At 66.8% G+C, this 19,532-nt stretch carries 15 protein-coding genes; 2 read left to right on the top strand and 13 right to left on the bottom strand.

Annotated elements, in window-relative coordinates:
- Positions 1-16: 16 nt before the first annotated feature.
- The 5 genes from ACIPR8_RS00405 to ACIPR8_RS00385 form a co-directional block, all read right to left on the bottom strand.
- Positions 17-1,255, bottom strand: a complete 1,239-nt coding sequence (locus ACIPR8_RS00405) for an AGE family epimerase/isomerase (RefSeq protein ID WP_446539813.1) — start codon at positions 1,253-1,255, stop codon at positions 17-19.
- Positions 1,252-2,247: a carbohydrate kinase family protein gene (locus tag ACIPR8_RS00400; protein WP_132865883.1), complete on the bottom strand. Its 996-nt coding sequence runs from the start codon at positions 2,245-2,247 to the stop codon at positions 1,252-1,254. Before ACIPR8_RS00400 ends, ACIPR8_RS00405 begins: the two co-directional genes overlap by 4 nt.
- A 211-nt stretch (positions 2,248-2,458) precedes the next feature.
- Entirely contained in the window at positions 2,459-3,766 is a 1,308-nt protein-coding gene (gene fucP / locus ACIPR8_RS00395; protein WP_132865884.1) for an L-fucose:H+ symporter permease, read from the bottom strand.
- A 39-nt stretch (positions 3,767-3,805) separates the two neighbouring features.
- Entirely contained in the window at positions 3,806-4,867 is a 1,062-nt protein-coding gene (locus ACIPR8_RS00390) for a LacI family DNA-binding transcriptional regulator (protein WP_446539812.1), read from the bottom strand.
- Positions 4,868-4,965: 98 nt separating this feature from the next.
- Positions 4,966-7,428 (bottom strand): GH92 family glycosyl hydrolase, encoded by a 2,463-nt coding sequence (locus ACIPR8_RS00385; RefSeq protein WP_446539811.1) that lies wholly within the window; start codon positions 7,426-7,428, stop codon positions 4,966-4,968.
- A 656-nt stretch (positions 7,429-8,084) separates the two neighbouring features.
- On the opposite strand from ACIPR8_RS00385, the gene ACIPR8_RS00380 reads away from it, so the two are divergent.
- Complete coding sequence (locus ACIPR8_RS00380) at positions 8,085-11,165, top strand: TonB-dependent receptor (RefSeq protein ID WP_446539810.1); 3,081 nt, start codon at positions 8,085-8,087, stop codon at positions 11,163-11,165.
- 428 nt (positions 11,166-11,593) lie between these two features.
- Here ACIPR8_RS00380 and ACIPR8_RS00375 read toward each other — a convergent pair whose 3' ends face one another.
- The gene (locus ACIPR8_RS00375; RefSeq protein WP_446539809.1) at positions 11,594-12,214 is read right to left on the bottom strand and encodes a glutathione S-transferase family protein; all 621 of its coding nucleotides are present in this window, start codon (positions 12,212-12,214) and stop codon (positions 11,594-11,596) included.
- 43 nt (positions 12,215-12,257) lie between these two features.
- Positions 12,258-13,115 carry an NYN domain-containing protein gene (locus ACIPR8_RS00370; protein WP_132865888.1) on the bottom strand — a complete coding sequence of 286 codons (858 nt, stop codon included), beginning with the start codon at positions 13,113-13,115 and terminating at the stop codon, positions 12,258-12,260.
- Positions 13,116-13,249: 134 nt separating this feature from the next.
- Between ACIPR8_RS00370 and ACIPR8_RS00365 the strand changes: the two genes are divergently transcribed.
- Positions 13,250-14,533, top strand: coding sequence for an NAD(P)/FAD-dependent oxidoreductase (locus tag ACIPR8_RS00365; RefSeq protein WP_313252504.1), 1,284 nt, complete (start codon positions 13,250-13,252; stop codon positions 14,531-14,533).
- A 67-nt stretch (positions 14,534-14,600) separates the two neighbouring features.
- Here the strand turns inward: ACIPR8_RS00365 and ACIPR8_RS00360 are convergent, their stop codons facing one another.
- From ACIPR8_RS00360 to ftsE, 6 genes are all read right to left on the bottom strand, one after another.
- On the bottom strand, positions 14,601-15,002 hold the full coding sequence (locus tag ACIPR8_RS00360) for a GFA family protein (RefSeq protein WP_132865890.1): 402 nt from the start codon (positions 15,000-15,002) through the stop codon (positions 14,601-14,603).
- Between the two features lie 161 nt (positions 15,003-15,163).
- Positions 15,164-16,039: an RNA polymerase sigma factor RpoH gene (gene rpoH / locus ACIPR8_RS00355; RefSeq protein WP_192287858.1), complete on the bottom strand. Its 876-nt coding sequence runs from the start codon at positions 16,037-16,039 to the stop codon at positions 15,164-15,166.
- Positions 16,040-16,220: 181 nt separating this feature from the next.
- Positions 16,221-16,949: a uracil-DNA glycosylase gene (gene ung, locus ACIPR8_RS00350; protein ID WP_313252507.1), complete on the bottom strand. Its 729-nt coding sequence runs from the start codon at positions 16,947-16,949 to the stop codon at positions 16,221-16,223.
- Positions 16,946-17,788: a response regulator gene (locus tag ACIPR8_RS00345; protein WP_165931219.1), complete on the bottom strand. Its 843-nt coding sequence runs from the start codon at positions 17,786-17,788 to the stop codon at positions 16,946-16,948. The genes ung and ACIPR8_RS00345 overlap by 4 nt, the downstream gene beginning before the upstream one ends.
- Positions 17,789-17,795: 7 nt before the next feature.
- Positions 17,796-18,743: a permease-like cell division protein FtsX gene (gene ftsX / locus ACIPR8_RS00340; protein ID WP_446539808.1), complete on the bottom strand. Its 948-nt coding sequence runs from the start codon at positions 18,741-18,743 to the stop codon at positions 17,796-17,798.
- A 10-nt stretch (positions 18,744-18,753) separates the two neighbouring features.
- On the bottom strand, positions 18,754-19,440 hold the full coding sequence (ftsE, locus tag ACIPR8_RS00335) for a cell division ATP-binding protein FtsE (RefSeq protein ID WP_446539807.1): 687 nt from the start codon (positions 19,438-19,440) through the stop codon (positions 18,754-18,756).
- Positions 19,441-19,532: the final 92 nt, after the last annotated feature.

Below are 19,532 nucleotides of genomic sequence, written 5' to 3'. Positions count from 1 at the left end.
CGCTGTTCAGTGCTGCTCAGTGCGCGCCACGCACCACGTTCAACACTTCGTGGCAGGCACCCATGGTGTGGTAATCGGTCTTGCCGGCCGGGCTCTTCTCGTTGCTGTACTTGCAGTTGTCGGCGTCCAGGATCCGGAACCAGGCACCGTAGGTGTGGTCGACCATGTGTTCCCACGAATACGCCCACAGCCGCTCGTACCACTGCCAGTAGGCATCATCACCGGTGCGCTGGGCCAGCAACGCGGCCGCGGCCAGCGACTCGGCCTGCACCCAGAAGTACTTGTCGTCGTCACAGACGAAGCTGTCGGTGCCGATCGGCGCACCGTGCATGTCCGGCTGGCGGCGGGCTTCCGGCGCGAAGCCGTAGTACAGGCCACCGCGTGCGGCGTCCCAGGAATTGGCCACCGCCACGTCGAACAGGTGGCGCGCGGTCGGCACCAGCCAGTCGGCCTGCACGTGCCGGTCCAGGATCATCAGCAGCTTGGCCCACTCGGTCTGGTGGCCGGGCTGGAAGCCCCACGGACGGAACAGGTGCTTGGGATTGTCCAGGTTGTAATCCCAGTCGATGTTCCACGCGGTGTCGTAGTGCTCCCACACCAGGCCACCGGCCTTGGCTGCCTGGCGGCGGGTCATGTTGTCGGCCAGCTGCAGCGCACGGTCCAGGTAGCGCTGCTCGCCGCTGGCTTCGAACGCGGCCAGCATCGCCTCGCACATGTGCATGTTGGCGTTCTGGCCGCGGTAGCCGGTGAAGTTCCACTGCGCATCGGCCTCGTCGCGGTACAGGCCGTGCGGCGCTTCCCAGAAGTGCCGCTCCAGCAGCTGCCAGGTCTCGTCCATCCATTCCCGGCCCTGCGCGATGCCGGCTTTCAGCGCACAGCTGTAGGCCAGCAGCACGAAGGCCAGGCCGTAGCAGTGATTCATGCCGTCCTCGACCTTGCCATCGCGCAGGGTCCAGGCGTAGCCGCCGGTGGCCGGGTTGCGGTGCACGTTGCGCAGGTAGTCCACGCCGTGCTTCACCGCGGCCAGGTACTCGGCGTTGCCGAACTCGCGGTAGGCCATCGCATAGTTGAAGACGAAGCGCGTACTGCTGACCAGGTGGCGGTGGCTGGCGTCATACACCGTGCCGTCGTCCAGGTAGTAGTGGAAGAAGCCGCCGTTCGGGTCGATGCAGTGCGGGTGGTAGAACGCCATCGTCCTGGCGATATGGGCGCGCAGGAACTCCGGCGAGCGGAACGCGGGCGATGCGGTGGTCATGCGGTTTGCTCCTGTTGCTGCAGCAGGTGATGCACTTCGGCACGGTCGGGCATCGCGGCGAACGCGCCCTTGCGGGTGACCGCCAGCGCGCCGACGGCGGCACCGAAACGCAGGGTGTCGGTGATGGCCTGCGGGTTGGCGCAGAACGCGGCAAAGCCCTGGCCGGACCCTTCGCGCTCGCTCATCGCCACCAGCACGCCGCCGACGAAGGCATCGCCGGCCGCAGTGGTATCCACGGTCGCCACCTTGAAGCTGGGCACTTGGCCATGGCCGTGCCGGGTATGCCATCGCAGCGGCGCGGCGCCGTCGGTGATGATCACCCAACCGGCACGCGCGGCCAGCAGGCGCGCGATCACCCGGGCTTCGCCGTCCTCGCCCAGCGGCGCGGCCAGGTAGTCCAGTTCCTCGCGCGAAAGCTTGACCAGATCGGCACGCTCCAGCGCCTGCCACAGCCACGGCGTGGGGTCGGCATCGGCCGGCCACAGCGCCGGGCGCAGGTTGAGGTCCAGGCTGACCATGGCACCGGCCGCGCGCGCGCGGTCCATGCCGGCGTAGGTGGCCGCGGCGATGGCCGGCTCGGTCAGGCTGTTGGAGCAGACGTGGAAGCAGGCCGTCCCGTCGAAGCAGGCCGGCACGAAGTGCTCGTCACGGAACAGCAGGTCCGCCGCCGGCGGACGATAGAAGCTGAAGCTGCGCTCGCCCGCAGCATCCAGCGCCACGAACGCCAGCGCGGTCTTGGCCGCATCGGTACGCACCACGCAGTCGGTCGCCACGCCGGCCTGCGCCAGGCTCTCGGCGAGGAAGTCACCAAACATGTCGCGGCCCAGCATGCCGGCGAAATGGCTGCTGGCACCCAGCCGCGCGGCGGCCACCGCGACGTTGGCCGGCGCGCCACCGGCGTACTGCAGGAACGCGCGCGGGGTATCCGGCGTGGCCGGCGGCTGCGCGAGTAGATCGATCAAAATTTCGCCGAAACAAACAATCTTGCCCATCTGGCCTCAGTCTCCTTGGGCGATGACGGCGGCGGGCGACATGCCCGTCCTGCCATGGGATAGCGGATGGCCGCACCGCGGCACGGAACCTTCGTCACCGGACCACGCGCCGGCAACGGAGGTGTAGGGAAAACTTGGCCCTGCCCCGTCCTGCCGGGGGCCGGAGCGGTTGGCGCACGGGGATGGCATGCGTGGAGTACTCATGGCTGGCTCATGCGGCCCCAGTGGCGGCCGCGCCGCGGCGGGCACCGAACAGGCCATAGAAGATGATGTAGCCGTAGCACAGCAGCGGCAGCACGAACGAATGGTGCAGACCGATGCGATCCGCCAGCTGGCCCTGCAGGTACGGCACGATCGCACCACCGACGATGGCCATGATCAGCAGGCTCGAACCCTTGCTGGTCAGCGGCCCCAGGCCCTCGATGCTGAGCGCGAAGATGGTCGGGAACATGATCGAGTTGAACAGGCCAATGCAGATCAGGCTGTACACGGCAGTCATGCCGGTGTTGCTCACGGTGGTCACCAGCAGCGCGATGTTCACCGCCGCGAACAATGCCAGCAGCTTGCGCGGTGACAGTTTCACCATCAGCGCCGCGCCGGTGAACCGGCCCACCATGGCAAGGAACCAGTATGCCGACAGATAGTTGGATGCCTGCGCCTCGGTGATGCCACCAATCTCAGGCAACGAGAAGTAGTTGACCATCAGGCTGCCGATCGCCACTTCCGCACCCACGTAGAAGAAGATGCCGAGCACGCCCAGCACCAGGTGGCGGTGCCGCAGAACGTCGCTCCACGAATGATGGCTTTCATCGGCCTTCTCGGTGGTCTCGGTGAGCCTGGGCAGGCGGAACAGGAACACGAACACCGCCAGCAGGAACAGGAAGATGCCCAAGCCCAGATAGGGCCCCTGCACCGCACTGGCCTCGTGGGCGAAGTACGCCGCGCGCTCGGCGTCCGGCAGCACCGCGATCTGGTCGGTGGTCTTGACCGTGTTGGACAGGATCAGCACGCCACCGAAGTACGGCGCCAGCGTGGTGCCCAGCGAGTTCATCGCCTGCGCCAACGTCAGCCGGCTGGAACTGGTGCGCTCCGGGCCCAGCAGCGCCACGTACGGGTTGGCCGCCACCTGCAGCACGGTAATGCCGGTGGCCAGCACGAACAACGCGGTCAGGAACGCGCCATACACGCGCAGTTCCGCCGCCGGCCAGAAGCCGATGGCACCGATGCCGGCGATCACCAGCCCGATCACGATGCCCTGCTTGTAGCCCACGTGCGCGACCAGCCGCCCGGCCGGCAAGGACATCAGGAAGTACGCACCGAAGAAGGTGAACTGCACCAGCATCGCCTGCGCGAAGTTGAGCTGGAACACGCTCTTCAGGTGCGGGATCAGGATGTCATTGAGGCAGGTCAGAAAGCCCCACATGAAGAAGATCGTGGTGACCACCGCCAGCGCCACCTTGGTGTTGACCACCGGTGCTGCAGCTGTGGATCTCAGCGGGGATGGAGGAAGTGTCGGCATGGGAAGGCGCCTTGCGGTGGATGCGGTGGAAGGGGGCGGTCAGCGTGGCAACGCCGCGCTGCTCTCACGGACACGCAGCTGCACCGGCGCAACCACGCGCATCGGAGCCGCGTCAGGGTTGTCCAGGCGCTGCAGCAACAGCGACGCCGCCTGCCGGCCACGCTCGCGCGGGTCGGCGGTCAGCGTGGTCAGCGGCGGGACCGCCACCGACGCTTCGGAGATGTCGTCGAAACCGGTCACCGCGAAGTCGGCGCCGGGACGGATGCCACGCGAGGTCAGGCCCAGCATCAGGCCAAGGGCGACGGTGTCGTTGTAGCAGACCGCGGCGCTGGGACGCTGGCCACCCTCGAACAGCTCGCCGGTGCGTGCGGCGGCCTCCAGGCGGTTCGGTGCCGATTCGATCAGCCAGTCCTGGCGCAGGCCCAGGCCTGCTTCGGACAGCGCACGCTGGTAACCGATGCGGCGCTGGTGGCACGAGCTCGACGCGGCATGCCCGCCGAAGAAGGCGATGTCGCGATGGCCCTGCTCGATCAGGTGATGGGTGGCCAGGTAGGCACCGTTCTGGTTGTCCATCGTCAGGAAGTCCCAGTCGGCGCCTTCCAGCTCGCGGTTGAACAGCAGCACGTTGGCGTTGACGCCGAGCACCTGGCGCAGCGCCTGGGTGTCGCTGCCTTCGGCCGGCGACAGGATGAAGCCGGTCGGGGTGTGTTCCATCAGCGTGGACAGCACCGCCTGCTGCCGGGACGGCGACTCGGAGGTGCTGCCCAACAGCGTGACATACCCCTTCTCGCCCAGGGCTTCGTCCACGCCGGAAGCGAATTCGGCGAAGAACGGGTTGGACAGGTCGTTGATCACCAACGCGATCGAGGAGGAGGTGCGGCGGCGCAGGTTGGCGGCGGTGCGGTTGTATACGTAGCGCTGGCGACGCAGCTCCGCTTCCACCTTGGCGCGCGTGTCCACGTTGACCAGCGGGCTGCCACGCAGCACCAGCGACACCGTCGCACGCGACACGCCCACCGCCTGGGCGATGTCGGTCACGGTCACCGCACGTTTTGCTTCCTTGCCGGCGCGCTGGCTGGCGGCGGGTTTCTTATCGTTCATGGCTCAGGCTGACGGCTCGATTCGCGAAAATCCTAAAGGATCGGGGCAGCGCGTCGACGCACCCTGCCCGGACCCACTGGCAACGGCGTCGCAGCAGCTCACTTCATTTCACTGCCCGGCGTGGCGCAATAGGACACCGGCAGATCCGCAATGGCCGTACCCCAGCCCTGCGTCGGAACGTCTTCGCCCAGCTGGAACTCCACCGTCCCACCCTTGCTCAGCCGCTCCCAGTCGAGCCACACCGTGTTGAGCGGCTTGCCCTCGAACTGGACGGCGTGAATGTACTGCAAGCGATTCGCATCGGCACGCTGTGCCCTCAGCTGCAGTCGCTTTCCGTTGCCGAGATTGATTTCAGCGCTGGAAAACCGCGGCGTATGCAGCAGGAACTGTCCCGTACCCGGCACCGCCGGATACAGCCCCAGGGCACTGAACAGATACCAGGCCGACATCGTGCCCAGGTCGTCGTTGCCGGTCACGCCGTTGGGCGCGTTGGTGAACAACTGCTGCGCGGCGCGCACCACGGTGGCCGTCTTCCACGGCTGGCCGATCAGCGTGTACATCCACGGTGCATGCAGGTCCGGTTCGTTGTTGGGGTTGTAGCGGTACTGGTTGTAGTAGCTGTACGGCCCGACCACCCATTCCTTGCGCGCGGCGGTCTGCGGCGACTTGAGCAGTTCGTCATAGGCGAAGAACGCATCCAGCCGGCGACCGGCCTCCTCGCGGCCATGCATCGCCGTCACCAGGCCCGGGATGTCCTGCTGCGCCAGCCACTGGTACTGCCAGGCGGTGCCTTCGTGGAAGCCATGCTGCGAGCGCGGGCTGTAGTGGCCATCGGCCGGTGTGTACCACTGGCCGCCTTCGGCACGCGGACGCGGGAAGCCACTGAAGCCGGCCTCGGCATCACGCACGTCGGCGTCCCACACCTTGTGCCAGTTGCCGCCGCGGGCGCGCAGCACCTGCGCATCGTCGGCATGGCCCAGGCCATCGGCCATCTGTGCCAGTGCGCAATCGGCCAAGGCGTACTCCAGCGTGGCCGAGCCGCCGTGGTGCGGGTCCACGTCCATGCCCCTGGACGGGAATGCGCGGTCATAGGCGACATATCCGTCGGCAAGATAGGTGGCATTGCCCGAGCGGCCGGCATGGCGCGAGTTGATCGGCGGCATCGAGAACGCATTGCGACGCAGCGCGGTCCAGGCCTCGGCCTCGCGGCCGGTCAATGCACCGAAACGCCACAGGTCGACCAGGAACGGCGTCACCGGGTCACCGGTCATCACGTTGGTCTCGAAGTTGGCGTAGCCCCAGCGCGGCAGCCAACCGCCCTGCGCATCGATGGCCAGCACGCTGCGCGCGATGTCCCGTGCCACGTCCGGGCGGGTCAGCGCCAGCCACTGGTTCTGCGAGCGGTAGGTGTCCCACAGCGAGAAGTACTCGTAGTAGGTCCAGCCATCGGCACGGTGGATCGCATCGTCGTAGCCGCGATAGCGCCCATCGGCGTCACTGCCGGTCATCGGCTGCAACAGCGCGTGGTACAGCGCGGTGTACAGCACCACGCGGTCATCGGCACTGGCGCCCTGGACGCGCACGCTGTCCAGCTGCTCACGCCAGCTCTGCTGCGACAGCGCGCGCATGCGGTCAAAGCCGAGCAGACGATCGCCCTGCTTGCCGTCGGCGCGCAGGTTGTTGCGCGCGCCCTCGGCGTCCACGTGCGAGATCGCGCTGGTGGCGGTCACGCTGCGACCGTCGGCCAGGTCGAAGCTCAACCAGGCGCCGTTGGGCTTGAGTTCGCCTTCCATGCTGTGCCGCGCATCGGGCAGGCCACCGTTCTCGCCCCAGGTACCATGCGCCTTGAACGGGCGGTCGAACTCGATGCGGAACCACGTCGTGTACTGGTGTCCGCCGCAGAAGCTCTTGGTCACCAGCTTGCCCTCCACCGCGCGGTCGCCGACCACGTCGACGACGCTGCCGATGACCGAGTGGCGCTCGTTGGCCTGGCCGACGTTGACCAGCACATGGCCCAGCCCGCTGCCGGCGGTGAACGTATACCGCTCGGCTGCGGCACGGGTACGCGCGGTGGTCTCCACGTCGATGCCGCCGTAGTCGGTCAGGCGCACCTTGTAGTAGCCGGCCTGGCCCACTTCGCCGTCGTGCGCATAGGCCGAGGCGTAGCTCTTGTGGTCGAAGCGCTTGGCATCGCGGGTGTCGAAGTCGCCGCCCGGACCGATGCTGCCGGTCACCGGCAGGATCGAGACCTGCCCGCCCTGTTCCCAACAGCCGGCGCCGGAGATGAAGGAGTGGCCAAAGCCGCGGATCTTCTCGTCGTCGTAGCGCCAGCCCGAGTAGTGGCTGCCGATCGGGCTGACCTGGATCAGGCCGAACGGGGCCGACGCCCCCGGGAACGTATTGCCGTCGTCCTTGCTGCCGATGAAGGTGTTGACCTCGCGCTCCAGCGCCACCGGCGCGGCCTGCAGCAGCGGGACCACGGACAGGGCCAGCACGCAGGCCAGGCGCGCCAGCGGCCGTGGCCGGATCAGGCGGGAGGAAACAGACGGCAATCGGCTCATGCGATGGATCCTTTGGGTCGATGTCGGTACGGCGTCGTCAGGTTGGCCCGGCCGAAGCCGGGCCTGTGAGGCCGGCCCGTCCGTCGGCAGGACGGGGGAGAGAGTCGGCCTCAACAAGCGGGCAGGCGGCTGCCGATGGAAAAGCCCAGCGGCGGCGATCAGGTGGACAACGGCATCGATCAGCTGCCGATCAGCCCGCCATGGAGGCAGGAAAACCAGCATTTCAATCGGTGCAGGTCCGCCCTCCTGCAAATTTAGATCGATTTAAGTAGAACACGAGATTTTCTGGACTTGCATTCTGCGGCGCACCATTGCGCCTGCGGATCGCCCCACGCGTCACCCGGTGCCCGCCCCCTCCCGGACCGGACGCCCCTGACCTGAGCCCCCTGCCCCGACACCGGCCCAAACGGCCAGGCCCGGCTCATATTGCGCAGCAGCATGCGTCGCACCCGGCTGCTGTGGTAAAAATTTGCCGCCAATCGTTTAGATCGATCCAAATAACTCGGTCGCGATTGCCTGATCGTGAAAGGCGCAAAGGACCGAGGCAACGCCACGGGCAACACCTGCAACGTCAAAAAGAAATCGGCTTCAAAAATTAGATCGATTCAAGTTTCCGTATCAGCTACCAGTTCAATCCAGGAGAGGGAGAGAGTGGAATGAAACAGATCACCCGCATGCAGGGCCGCGACGCATTGTCCGCCGCCATTGCCGCTGCATTGTTCGCCGTCGCGATCGCACCGGGCGCGGCGTTCGCACAACAGGCTGCCACGCAGCCCGACGCCACCACGCTGGACAGCGTGACCGTCACCGGTTACCGCTACGCCATCGAGAAGAGCCTGGAACAGAAGCGTGATGCCAACGCCGTGGTCGAGGTGATCACCGCCGAGGACGTGGGCAAGTTCCCCGACAAGAACGTCGCCGACGCGCTGCAGCGCGTGCCCGGCGTGATCATCACCCGCAGCGGCGGCGAAGGTAAGAACGTCAGCGTGCGCGGCCTGTCCTCGGAGCTGACACTTACCGAGTTGAACGGCAACTACGTGGCCACCGCCGAATCCAACGGCGACCCCACCCGTTCGTTCAATTACACGCTGCTGCCGTCGAACATGCTGGGCAGCGCCGAGCTGTTCAAGTCGCCGGAAGCCCGCATCGACGAAGGCGGCATCGGCGGCACGGTGATCCTGCACACGCGTCGCCCGCTGGACATGGAAGCCAACACCGGCTTCGTCTCGGTTGAAGGCACCTGGGCAGACACCACCGAGAAGGCCGACGGCCAGCTCTCCGCCTCCTACGCCTGGCATGACAAGGACGACCGCTTCGGCGTGTTCGTCGGTTATACCGACCAGAAGCGCACCACCCGCACCCTGGGCGCCAGCACCGAAGGCTGGTCCTGGTATGGCCGTGACGAAGGCGGCACTGCGGTTGACGTCAACGGCAACCCCTCCGACTTCAACTCCAACTGGTGGGGCGGCACTGGCTTCTACGACCAGAGCGGCAAGTACTACACCGGCTTCATGATGCCCACCTCGGTGAACCTCGACGTCAAGGACGAGAAGCGCGAGCGCAAGGGCGGCCAGATAACGCTCCAGTTCAAGCCGCTGGACAACCTCACCCTGACCGCGAACTACTTCCGCTTCGACCTGTCGCAGGACTCCCAGACCCACACCATCAAGGTGCCGGAATGGAACATCGCCCGCTACTGGGGCGACGGCAACTGGGCCGGCGGACGCCTGCTCGATGGGCTGACCATGGACCCGAGCGGCACCATCGTCACCGGCGCCGACTACAGCCGGCACCCGGGCAAGACCTATTACTGCAGCGAGGACGAGGCCGCGGCCGGCGGCATGGCGCCTGGTGGCTGGGGTTCTGACGACTGCACCGTGCCGACCCCGCAGATCACCGGCAGCTACAACCTCGAAAAGGCACTGTCGCAGACCGCCGATTTCTCCGCCGAATGGCGCGGCGAGTCGGTCGACGTCGCCTTCAAGGGCGGGCGCACCTGGGCCAAGGGCGGCCCGTCGCTGCAGTTCTCGGTGCCGCTCAAGCCGCGCAGCCAGAATGCGGACGGCAGCTGGAACCTGGGCAACCTGGCCAGCGCCTGGAGCCTGGCCGGCACGCCGTCGATGGCGTTCTCTCCGGAACTGATGCAGAACCTGAAGAACGGCATCCTGCAGGTTGACCTGGGCTCCACCGGCTCGTCGTGGACGCGCAACACCAACGAGCAGAAGTACGCCCAGATCGACACCACCTGGCACAACGACAGCGGCTTCCTGGAATCGCTGCAGTTCGGCGTCAAGTACCGTGACGGCGGCATCCACCGCAGCACCGGCAACAGCTACTGGGCCTGCCCCGGCACCGATGCCAGCGACTACGAGAACCGCTATTGGAACGGCGGCTGCAACGACCTCGCCCTGCAGTTCTCGCCCGACTTCATCTACGGCATGGGCAACCTGGCAGGCGGCATCAATGCAAGCGCGTTCCCGGCCATCAACTACCCGGCCTACATCTCGTACCTGAACAAGACCTACGGGGGGATGCAGACCCGCAACGAGGACAACTTCGTCTACAACGTGGACGAAAAAATCTACTCCACCTACCTGCAGGCCAACTTCCGCACCGAGCGCCTGCGCGGCAACGTCGGCGTGCGCGTGGTCAGCACCCGCCAGCATGCCGATTCCACCGACAAGGTCACCTCGTACAACGATTACTTCTACGACGATGCCAATGGCAACCCGCTGGCCTGCCAGGCCGGCGACACGGTGCCCGGCGCCGCACCGGCACGTACCTACTGCGGCACCGAGGGCTATTGGCGCCTCTCCGACAGCGAAGCGCGCGCCGAGTCGTTCGCGGTCAGCGGCCTGGACCGCAACTACACCGACGTGCTGCCCAGCTTCAACCTGGCCTATGAACTGACCGAGAACCTGTTGCTGCGTGCAGCAGCCTCCAAGGTGATCGCGCGCCCGAGCTACAGCAACATCGCCGCACCGGGCAGCCTGGAATACTTCAGCCCCGAATACGTCAACGACCGCCGCCTCACCGGTGGTGCCAGTGAGCAGGGCTGGTACGGTTCTGGCAGCAACAAGAATCTGGAAGCCTACAAGGCCACCCAGTACGACATCGGCGTGGAGTGGTACTTCCACCCCGGCTCAGTGCTGGGCCTGGGCCTGTTCCGCAAGGACGTCAGCAACTTCTCGGTACCGGTGGTGCAGGACGTCACGCAGAACGTCGGCGGCCAGACCGTCGTCGTGCAGAACTATTCCACCACGGCCGGTGGTCGTGACGCGGTGTCGCAGGGTCTGGAGTTCTATGCCCAGCACACGCTGGATTTCGGCCTGGGCTTCCAGGCGAACTACACCTGGAACGACACCAACGAAGCGGCGATCACCCTGGAAGACGGCACCCAGATCGGCAAATCGCCGCTGGTTGGCAGCGCCGAGAACCAGGCCAACTTCACCGTGTTCTATGAAGTGGAAAAGCTGCTGCTGCGCGCCTCGTGGAACCGTCGCGGCGAAGTGGTGCAGGGCCTGATCAGTGGCCTGAACCTCTACCAGGAGCCCTACCAGCAGATCGATCTGAACGCCGCGTACAACATCACCCCGGCGCTGAGCCTGAGTGCCTCGGTATTGAACCTGACCAAGGAAGAGACGCGCACCCACCTGGGCAACGACACCAAGGCCCGTTTCTACTCCAACGGTTACGCGGGCCGTGTCGTCTACTTCGGCGTGAACTGGAAGTTCTAAGCCTCACCCCTCCGCGCTGAGCGCGCGGGGCGCTCCTCCACGGCAGTCGCGCTGGTACCTGGCGGCTGCCGTTTCTTTTTCAGAAAGGGAAAGCACGAAGCGCAGCCAACGCCAGCAAACCGCTTTGGCTCTGGCTTTGGCTTTGGCTTTGGCTTTGGCTTTGGCTCTGGCTTTGGCTTTGGCTTTGGCTCTGGCTCTGGCTTTGGACTTGGACTTGGACTTGGACTTGGCTTTGGAATTTCCCTTCTCCCGCTGGCGGGGGAAGGTGCCCGAAGGGCGGATGGGGGCGCTGTTGCGGTTGCCCTTCAACCGAAGCCCACAGCAGCACCGCGTCTTCTCGGAAAGCAGCGCTGAAAGCTTCCCTCACCTCAGCCCCCCTCCTGCAAGAAACGGGAGAGGGGCTCCAGGAAAAGCCCAAGGCCGCGCGCTCAGGTCAACGCCGTCATCACCGCCGCCCGATACGCCGGGCGCGCCTTCAACCGCGCATACCACGCCTCCAGATGCGGTAGATCCGGCCGCTGGATGGGCATCTCGAACCAGGCATAGGCAAACGCGCCCAGCGGGATGTCGCCCATCGCGAACTGCTCGCCGGACAGCCACGGCTGTCGCGCAAGCTCGGCGTCAGCCAGCTTCAACAACTCGCCACAACGCTGCAGCGCGGCCGCGATGCGTACTTCATCGCGATCGGCCGGCGCGGTCCGCACCACGCCCCAGAACAGGTCGCGGAACGCCACCGCGAAGCTGGAGATGGTCCAGTCCATCCACTTCTCGCTCTGCGCGCGCGCGGCGGCATCTTCCGGATACAACGTGCCCAGCGCGTAACGTGCGCTCAGGTAGCGCACGATGGCGTTGGACTCCCACACCGGCAGGCCGTTGTCCTCGATCACCGGTACCAGCCCGTTGGGGTTCATCGCCAGGTAGTCCGGCGACTGGGTGCCACCAAACGCGCCGCCGACCTCGATCGATTCGTACGGCAAGCCGATCTCCTCGGCACACCACAGCACCTTGCGCACATTGCTTGAATTGCGCCGACCCCAGATCTTCAACATCCGCTTGCTCCGTTGTGTTCGCTTTGCATCATTGAACTGATTGTCACGGCTTCGCCTCGGCCCGCTTCGTACTTGCCTTGCTTACCTTGTTCGCCTTGCGCGGCGCTGCACGCACGGCCGACGACTTGCCGTCCTTCTTGACCTCGAACAACCCGGTCGCCTTCATCAGGTCGCTCAACTTGCGATACCCGTAGTTGCGCGAATCGAACGAAGCGCGGTTGGCAATCTGGTTGCCCACCGCGCTGAGCATCGCCCAGCCCTGTTCGTCGGCGGCGGCTTCCACCGCGCCGCGCAGCAGGTTGATCAGGCGCGTGTCACCGCGCAACTCGCCGCTGGAACGCGGCGTGATCGGGGCCGCTTCCGGGGGCGCTGCATTCGGCGCGCCCTCGCCGGCATTGGCCGCGGCCGGCACCGGCGCGGCCGCCACGGGCTCCGCGCTCGGCTCATGCGGCTCGGAGCGATCATTGCCCAGGGCTTCCAGGTAGATGAACTTGGAGCAGGCGTTGACGAAGGCCACCGGCGTTTTCTGCTCGCCGAAGCCGTACACCTTCACGCCGTCGGTCAGCAGCCGCATCACCAGCGGCGTGAAGTCCGCATCGCTGGACACGATCGCAAACCCGTCCAGGTTGCGTGCGTACAGCAGGTCCATCGCATCGACCACCATCGCCATGTCCGAGGCGTTCTTGCCCTTGGAATAGGCGAACTGCTGGATCGGCCGGATCGCGAACTCATGCAGCACGTGCTCCCAGCCCTTCAGGCGCGGGTTCTTCCAGTCGCCATAGGCACGGCGCACGTTGGCCACGCCAAAGGCCGCCACCTCGACCAGGATTTCATCGATCTTCGATGCAGGCGCGTTGTCGGCATCGATCAACAAGGCAATCCGCTTCTCCGGCTCGGACATGACACAGCTCCATGACGAAAGGCTGAGCCGCAGTATCGGCCATCTATGTTGTCCGCACATCACATGACATCATCGACAGCGCCCGTTGCCCCCACCAATGGCCGGCCCGATGCCGGTCTTTCTGGAGAACGTACATGCCACACGACCCAGTCCCCCACCTGGTCATCGTCGGCGGCGGCTTTGCCGGTCTCTGGGCCACCCGTGCCCTGGCCAAGGCCCGTCTGCGCATCACCCTGATCGACCGCCGCAACCATCACCTGTTCCAGCCGCTGCTCTACCAGGTCGCCACCGCCGGGCTGTCCTCGCCGGATATCGCCGCACCGCTGCGCCACATCCTGCGCCGGCAACGCAATGTCGACGTGCGCCTGGGCGAGGTCACCGCCATCGACAAGCAACAGCGCGAAGTCGTGCTGGGCGACGGCACCCGCGTCGGTTATGACCTGCTGATGGTCGCCAGCGGTGCCACCCACGCCTATTTCGGCCACGACGAGTGGGCCGGCGACGCGCCGGGCCTGAAGACGCTGGACGATGCCCTGCTGCTGCGGCGCAAGCTGCTGCTGGCCTTCGAGCGTGCCGAGGCCGAGAACGACCCGGAGAAGAAAGCCGCCTGGCTCAGCTTCGCGGTGGTCGGCGCTGGCCCCACGGGCGTGGAACTGGCCGGCACCCTGGCCGAGATCGCCCGGCACACCTTGCGCAACGAGTTCCGCCACATCGACCCCGCGTCGGCACGGGTGCGCCTGGTCGAGGCCGGGCCGCGGGTGCTGTCCAGCTTCCCGGAACGCCTGTCGCAGAAGGCGCGCGAGCAGTTGGAACGGCTCGGCGTGGAGGTGCTGACCGGCACCCCGGTCAATGACATCAACGCCTTCGGTTTCCAGCTCGGTGACGTGCACGTGCCCGCGCGTACCGTGGTGTGGGCCGCCGGCGTGGCCGCCTCGCCACTGGCGCGCACGCTGGACGTGCCACTGGACCGCGCCGGCCGCGTGCAGGTGCAGCCGGACCTGACCGTCCCCGGCCATCCGGAGATCTTCGTCGCCGGTGACCTGGCCGCGCTGCAGCAGGACAACGGCCGCCCGGTGCCCGGCGTGGCGCCGGCCGCCAAGCAGATGGGGGCCTACGTCGCCCAGGTGATCCGTGCACGCCTGGACGGTGCCTCACCCCCTGCCCCGTTCCGCTACAACGACCAGGGCAACCTGGCCACGATCGGACGCATGGCTGCCATCGTGCACATGGGCAAGCTGCAGCTGTCCGGGGTGCTGGCCTGGTGGTTCTGGCTGGCCGCGCACGTGTTCTTCCTGATCGGCTTCCGCAACCGCCTGGTGGTGCTGCTCAACTGGGGCGTGGCGTACTGGAGCTACCAGCGCAGCGCGCGCATCATCCTGGGCAACCCCTACGACGACCGGAAGCCCGATCCCCGGTAGAGCGGAGCCGTGCCCCGCCGGGCATCATCGACACCCCGGTGCCGGGCATCGCCCGGCACGGCCCGGTTCATTGCCCGGCAGCGAACTGCTCGAACACCTGCTTGCCGGTCAGCGTCGGCGTGTCATTGGCCAATGCGTAGAACGGCGGCTTCTCGTCGATGAAGATCTGGCTGACCAGCTCCAGCGGTGCCTGCTGGAACAACCCTGCCGACACGAAGTACTCCCCGTCCGGCACCAGCCGGTAGAACAGGTGGGTGCCGCAGTCGCCGCAGAAGCCGCGCTCGGCCCATTCCGAGGAACGGTAGCGCCGTGGTTCGGCGCCGTTGAACCGTACCTTGTCATCGCAATGCACCGCGAAGAACGGCCCGCCGGACCAGCGCCGGCACATGCTGCAATGACACAGGCCGATCTGCACGTGCGCGTCACCGGCAATCACTTCGATCGCGCCACACAGGCAAGTACCCTTCATCGTCGTCTCCCTCCAGGATGCAAGCGCGGAATCTACACCGTCGCGCCGGGACACGCTCGGCCGGGAGCTTCACCGGAAGAGCCCGCCACGCATGGCACGGCACCACCGCCCACGAAAAAGCCCGGGTTTCCCCGGGCTTTTCGGTGCACCTCAACGCCTGATCAGGCGGCGAACAGTGCCTTCATCTTCTTCAGCGCGTTCGCCTCGATCTGGCGGATGCGCTCGGCCGACACGCCGTACTCGTCGGCCAGCTCCTGCAGCGTCACCTTGCTGTCGGCATCCAGCCAGCGGCGGGCGATGATGTCACGCGAACGCTGGTCCAGCTTGGCCAGGCCTTCGCGCAGCAGGCTCAGCTGGTTGTCCTCGCTGTCCTCGCGCTCGTAGGCCTGCGACGGGTCTTCATCGCGTGCGACCAGGTAGGCGGCCGGCGACGGCGGTGCATGGTCGTCGTCCTCGTCGGACGGCGCATCGAAACCGACGTCACGACCGGACAGGCGCGACTCCATCTCCATCACTTCACGCTCGGAGACGTTCAGGTCCTTGGCAACGGCGCTGACTTCGGCCGCGTTCATCCAGCCCAGGCGGGTCTTGGACTTGCGCAGGTTGAAGAACAGCTTGCGCTGCGCCTTGGTCGTGGCGACCTTGACGATGCGCCAGTTCTTCAGGATGAACTCGTGCATCTCGGCACGGATCCAATGCACGGCGAAGGACACCAGGCGCACGCCCATTTCCGGGTCGAAGCGCTTGACCGCCTTCATCAGGCCGATGTTGCCTTCCTGGATCAGGTCGCCCAGCTGCAGGCCGTAGCCGTTGTAGCCACGGGCCACGTGCACGACGAAGCGCAGGTGCGAATGCACCAGCTCGCGCGCGGCATCCAGGTCCTGCTCGTCGCGGAAACGACGCGCCAGTTCCTGTTCCTCATCGACCGACAGCACCGGGATCTGGTGCACGGCACCGATGTAGGCATCCAGCGAGCCGAGCGCACTGGGAATCGGGAGATTGTTTGCCACAAGGGCAGTGGAGGTATGCAGGCTCATAGTGTCCCAATCTTAGCAGTCAGAGCTATTGGACTGACCGGTACAGAAAAAGTTCCAGCATTCTGTTTTTGGCACGACACCCGGACTTCAGCCTGAATAGGTGCCACAAACAGCTGCTTTCCCCATCCCCCACACCCTACCAGAGCAGGCATCTCAGTCAAATGACAGGGAGCACGCTGATTCAGCCGCCAGCGAGCGCGGCGTCGAGCACCGCCCGCGGTGGCAGGCCCCAGTCGATCGGGGCCTGCCCGCGGCGCTGCAGGTAGTCGTTGGCCTGGGAGAAATGGCGGCAGCCCAGGAAGCCGCGGTGGGCCGACAGCGGGGAGGGATGCGGGGCCTTGAGCACGCGGTGACGGCGGGTATCGATCACCTTGCCCTTCTGCTGGGCGTAACTGCCCCACAGCAGGAACACCAGGCCCTCGCGCTCGCGGTTGAGCACGTCCACCACATGATCGGTGAAGCCTTCCCAGCCCCGCCCCTGGTGGGCCCCGGCCTTGCCCTCCTCCACCGTCAGCACGGCGTTGAGCAGCAGCACGCCCTGCTTCGCCCACGGGACCAGGCAGCCATGGTCCGGGCGCGGGATGCCCAGGTCTGCCTCGATCTCCTTGTAGATGTTCAGCAGTGACGGCGGCACCGGTACGCCCGGCGGCACCGAGAAGCTCAGCCCATGCGCCTGGCCATGGCCGTGGTACGGGTCCTGGCCAAGGATGACCACCTTGGCCTGCTCGAACGGGGTGGCGTCGAAGGCGGCGAAGATCTGCGGGCCCGGCGGGAACACGTGCGCGCCGGCCGCCTTGCGCTGGCGCAGGAAGGCCGACAGCTCGCGCATCTCCGGACGCAGCAGCCAGTCGCCGATGTGTGCCTTCCAGCTCGGCTCGAGCTGGATCTGCGCCGCCTGCTCCGGGTTCACAGCGTCACCGCCGGCTGGGCCATGCGCGCCAGCCGGAGCTGGAACAGCACCTTGGTCACCAGCAGGCGTTCTTCGATGGGTTTCTGCACCAGGTCGTTGGCCCCGGACTGCAGCAGCGCCGACTGGTTGTGCGGGTTGCCGTCGCCGGTCATCACCAGCACCGGCAGGCGGCGCTTGCCGTAGCCGAAATCGATGCGGATCCGCTCGACCACGTCACGCCCGCTCAACTCGCCCTTCAGGGTCACGTCGGTCAGCACCAGGTCGATCTCGCGCTGGGTACGGCCCAGCGATTCGGCGGTCAGCAGCGAGAACGCATCCTCGGCGGTGAGCACGTGCACCACGTGCAGGTCGTGCCGCTCCAGCATGCGCTTGGTCGCCTCGGCCACCACGCGGCTGTCCTCCACGTACAGCACGGTCGCATCCGGCACCGGCTCGGGTTGCACGTAGCCACGGATGAAGGCCGCCAACGCCTCGTGGCCCAGCGACTTGTCGAAATAGTCGGTGACGTATTCGGTGAAACGGCGCTGCTCCAGGTGCTGCTGGGCGTCACCGGACACCACGATCACCGGCACGTAGGCCTGCCCAGCGGCGTCGCGCACGCTGCGCGCCAGGGTCAGGCCGTCGCCATCGGGCAGGGCCAGCGAGGTGGTGACCAGATGCACCGGGCCAGCCGCCAGCGCGGCGCGGGCCTCGGCGATGCTGGCGCACCCCACCACCTCCACGTCGGGCAGCTCGCGCGTGAGCACATCGCTGATCAGGCGCCGCACCAGTTTTGAGCCATCGACCACCATCACCCGGGGGGCGTCGCTGATCAGATGCTTGAGTTCGTGCTTCGCCATGCCTGCCTCAGGTTTCAGTCGGGCGAGTCTGCCTGAGGAAGTGGCCGGTCACCAGCCATGCCCCGAGCCAGCCCAGGATCGTGGTCGCCACCAGCACCATCAGCGAGTGGAACAGGTCCAGCCCGTGCAGCACGAAGGGACTGCCATAGCTCTGCGACAGCGTCGCCAGCGGCGGGCGCAGCGCCAGACCGCAGATGCCGATCAACCCCAGCGCCACCGCGCCGGCCCCCAGGCCATACCACGCCCCCAGGTAGACGAACGGACGGCGGATGAAGCCGTCACTGGCACCGAGCAGCTGCAGGACACCGATTTCCTCGCGCCGGGCCTGGATGTCGAGCCGGACGGTGTTGCCCACCACCAGCGCCGCGCCCACGCCCAACAGCACCGACAACACCTGCACCAGCCGTGCGCCGAACGCCAGCCAGCCGTCCAGCCGTTGCCGCCACAGCGCATCGTGCTGGACCAGGTCGGTTTCCGGCAGGGCTTCCAGCGACTTGGCCAACGCGGCGTCATCGCCCGTGGCCGGGGTGACGATCAACAGCGTCGGCAGCGGGTTGTCGCCCAGCGCATCGATCGCCTCGCCCAGCCCGGCACTCTGCCGCAGCTCGGCCAGGCCTTCTTCCGGGGTGCGCACGGCCACCTCGGCCACGTCGGCACGGGCGCGCAGCACGGCCACCACCGTCTGCGCGGCGGCCGCGTCCAGCTCGGGCTTCAGGAACAGGTTGATGTCACGCGACTGCTGCACGCTGCCGGCGAAATGCTTGAGGTTGTCCAGCGCGATGGACAGGCCCAGCGGCAATGCCAGCGCCAGCGCCATCACCGCCACGGTCAGGGCGGTGGCCCACGGCTTGCGCAGCGCGCGGCCAAGGCTGAACACCACGCTGTGCAGGTGGTGGTGGAACCAGGTGAGCACGCGCGACGGCGCGGCGGCTTCGGTGTTTGCGGGTTTGCTCATCGTCTTGCGCTCACTCCGCCAGTTCGTGCGGCGAGATGTCATCGACCAGCTTGCCGTGGTCCAGGATCAGCACGCGCTTGCGCATCTGCTTGATCAGCGCCAGGTCGTGGCTGACCACCAGCACGCTGGTGCCCCGCCCGGGCAGCTCGGCGAACAGCGACATGATCTCCGCGGCCAGGGTCGGGTCGAGGTTGCCGGTGGGTTCATCGGCCACCAGCAGCCGCGGTTCACCCACGATGGCGCGGGCGATGCCCACGCGCTGCTGCTCGCCGGCCGACAGTTCGGTGGGCAGGGCCTTCTCGCGGTGCGCCAGGCCCATGCGTTCGAGCACCGAGCGCACCCGCTTGGCGGTATCGGCACGGCGGCCGCCGCGCAGGATCAGTGGCAGGGCGACGTTCTCGCCGATGCTGCGGTCCACCAGCAAGCGGTGGTCCTGGTAGACCGCGCCCACCTCGCGCCGGTGCAGGGCGACCTTGCCGCCACGCACCTTCAGCAGGTTGCGCTCACCGAACAGCACCGCGCCGCGCGTGGGCCGTTCGCTCAGGTGGATCAGCTTGAGCAGGGTGCTCTTGCCGGCACCGGAGTGCCCGGTGACGAACAGCATCTCGCCGGCCGCCACCTCGAAGCTGACATCCGCCAGCGCCTGATGGCCACCGGCGTACTGTTTGCTGACATTGTCAAAACGCAGGACGCTCATCCGCCGATTATGCAGGAGCGCACCCGGTAGTGCCGAGCCATGCCCGGCACAGGATCCCCGCACGGCCCGGTGCCGAGCAGGGCTCGGCGTTC

The sequence above is a fragment of the Stenotrophomonas sp. LARHCG68 genome (genome assembly GCF_052871705.1).
This window is presented reverse-complemented; position numbering and strand designations above follow the sequence as displayed.

Bases quoted from the DNA above. Each gene is read 5' to 3' on its own strand.
- ACIPR8_RS00405 (WP_446539813.1), bottom strand. From the start codon at position 1,255: ATGACCACCGCATCGCCCGCGTTCCGCTCGCCGGAGTTCCTGCGCGCC.
- ACIPR8_RS00400 (WP_132865883.1), bottom strand. From the start codon at position 2,247: ATGGGCAAGATTGTTTGTTTCGGCGAAATTTTGATCGATCTACTCGCG.
- fucP (WP_132865884.1), bottom strand. From the start codon at position 3,766: ATGCCGACACTTCCTCCATCCCCGCTGAGATCCACAGCTGCAGCACCG.
- ACIPR8_RS00390 (WP_446539812.1), bottom strand. From the start codon at position 4,867: ATGAACGATAAGAAACCCGCCGCCAGCCAGCGCGCCGGCAAGGAAGCA.
- ACIPR8_RS00385 (WP_446539811.1), bottom strand. From the start codon at position 7,428: ATGAGCCGATTGCCGTCTGTTTCCTCCCGCCTGATCCGGCCACGGCCG.
- ACIPR8_RS00380 (WP_446539810.1), top strand. From the start codon at position 8,085: ATGAAACAGATCACCCGCATGCAGGGCCGCGACGCATTGTCCGCCGCC.
- ACIPR8_RS00375 (WP_446539809.1), bottom strand. From the start codon at position 12,214: ATGTTGAAGATCTGGGGTCGGCGCAATTCAAGCAATGTGCGCAAGGTG.
- ACIPR8_RS00370 (WP_132865888.1), bottom strand. From the start codon at position 13,115: ATGTCCGAGCCGGAGAAGCGGATTGCCTTGTTGATCGATGCCGACAAC.
- ACIPR8_RS00365 (WP_313252504.1), top strand. From the start codon at position 13,250: ATGCCACACGACCCAGTCCCCCACCTGGTCATCGTCGGCGGCGGCTTT.
- ACIPR8_RS00360 (WP_132865890.1), bottom strand. From the start codon at position 15,002: ATGAAGGGTACTTGCCTGTGTGGCGCGATCGAAGTGATTGCCGGTGAC.
- rpoH (WP_192287858.1), bottom strand. From the start codon at position 16,039: ATGAGCCTGCATACCTCCACTGCCCTTGTGGCAAACAATCTCCCGATT.
- ACIPR8_RS00345 (WP_165931219.1), bottom strand. From the start codon at position 17,788: ATGGCGAAGCACGAACTCAAGCATCTGATCAGCGACGCCCCCCGGGTG.
- ftsX (WP_446539808.1), bottom strand. From the start codon at position 18,743: ATGAGCAAACCCGCAAACACCGAAGCCGCCGCGCCGTCGCGCGTGCTC.
- ftsE (WP_446539807.1), bottom strand. From the start codon at position 19,440: ATGAGCGTCCTGCGTTTTGACAATGTCAGCAAACAGTACGCCGGTGGC.